Annotated in this window: 2 protein-coding genes; both read right to left on the reverse strand. The window is 33.1% G+C overall.

Annotated features, from left to right (window positions below; genetic code table 11):
* Positions 1-256: 256 nt before the first annotated feature.
* Complete coding sequence (locus ACFQ0V_RS11815; RefSeq protein ID WP_381013815.1) at positions 257-787, reverse strand: hypothetical protein; 531 nt, start codon at positions 785-787, stop codon at positions 257-259.
* 165 nt (positions 788-952) lie between these two features.
* Positions 953-1,849: a CRISPR-associated endonuclease Cas3'' gene (locus ACFQ0V_RS11820; protein WP_381013818.1), complete on the reverse strand. Its 897-nt coding sequence runs from the start codon at positions 1,847-1,849 to the stop codon at positions 953-955.
* Positions 1,850-1,967: the final 118 nt, after the last annotated feature.

A 1,967-nucleotide genomic window follows, 5' to 3' on the forward strand; every position in this document is an offset into this window, starting at 1 on the left:
TGAATACACACGTGATGAACTACCTTGAATGGGTGAATCGTCATTTACACAAAAATATTGACAGTACCACTTGAACTGCATTTGGTATTGATAAAATCAGAACTATTAATAGTATAAACTTCATAATAACTTTTATATTATTCTTTGATTTTATAGTCATAAAACTTCACCTCATTTTTGTTGAATATAATACTACCACTACGACATGAGATGCTGAATTATGTGCATTAGACATAGAGTTAAATATTTAAATTTATTACTCGGCATCAACACTTAATACAAGTGTTCCAAATGCAAAAGAAGACTTATCTATTTTACTCCTGATTAATAAGCAATGTATAAATTTTCCTTCAACCCGATAATCATTATATATTTCTAGATCCTCATTTTTTTCAAACACAACTTCTGCATTTCCGTTATCAACTAAAGTTATCGCAAAAGGTTCTACACTATAATCTGAAACAATATTTCCTCTTTCATCTACTATGTAATCATAAACTTCAAACTCAGTAGTTTCAAAATTCAGGGCTTCAATTTCAATTTTTCCTCCAAAATCAATCATTGGCAAATCAATAAATCTTTTACCAACCATCACATCTTTTATCCCTCCTTCAATATCTTCTTTCTCTTTATTATTTCTATCCAAATAATGAATCACCTTTAATTCATTGGAACCATATGAGACTTTGATTGTTGGCTCTTGAATCATCTTATTTTGGCAAGATGCTAAAACTAATAATATTAATAATAAACTAATCATATTAAATATAATCTTAAACTTTTTCACTATGTTTCATCTCCTAAAATATAAATTCTCTTTGCTTCATATTTATCTACATATACGCAACTGATTACCATCTTAAATATAATTATACTAAATAATTGTAAATTATTAAAATACCAAAATCCTTACTTCTCATACACTGCTTACAACAATTAGATTCTAATTACTCTAAGCAATGCACGAAATATATTTGTATAAAGTTCCTGAAACCCTTGGTTTCATAACACAAACTGCACCCATCACTATTATGACACGTTCCCCGGTAGGCAACACTAACTCAACAGACGGATTACGTTCTTTCCCTTTCTCTTCACACTGTTGTTGTAAACGACTTAACATTTCCGAGCGTTCTGTTGGTGTGCGTAAGGAAGAAAGGTGCGTATGATAACGCACTTGAAAATCTTTGAATGACGGTGGGATGCTTTCGTTTTCTTCTTGTAATTCATTCTTTTGAAAACGAGCAGCGTCGGACCAGTCAGCATCTACTACTGCACTAAGCGCCATTCGTGTAAATGTTTCTAAATATACTTTTTCTGACGGAGACACATTCATACTTTCAAAATTACTTTCCATCAAAAGCATTAAATAATCTTTTTCCCACCTTTCCATCATCTCTAGCATCCATGACGGAATTGTTTGATCGAACGTTTGAATAATGTGTTGTACTTCCTCTTTCGCTATATTATGCAATGCATCGACATTGGCATTTAGTAATTGAAGAAATGTCACTGTTTGGTTGTACAACCCTCGATGATGCCCTGCAATCACATTGGCAAGTAGCATCGTCATTAAGTATTGCCTTGATTGTTGGTTACGAGTTTGAAAAACGAGAGACGCACCTGGCAAGGCATGTTGGACAGACCCTCTTTTTCCGTTCGGGTTTTGAATGTACTGTTGAAAAGCGTCGCTCATTTTACCGATATCGTGTAATCGAGCAGCGATTTCTGTAAATGATGTCGTATCAAAAAAAGCAGCATACCGCTTCGCTTGAGTACCAACATATTGCAAATGTTCTTCTAAAGATTGTGTCTGTCCTGTTTTGTGATTCATTCGAGCAATATACATACCATCTCCCCCTAAAAAATACTTCGTCTACATTGAATCAATTTATAAAAGCTTCATTGTAAAATGAAATGCAACAGCTAAATAAATAGAAAGCCATCGTGAAACCACGTATAGTTAA

It is taken from the genome of Savagea faecisuis, assembly GCF_042675605.1.
GTDB lineage: Bacteria > Bacillota > Bacilli > Bacillales_A > Planococcaceae > Savagea > Savagea faecisuis.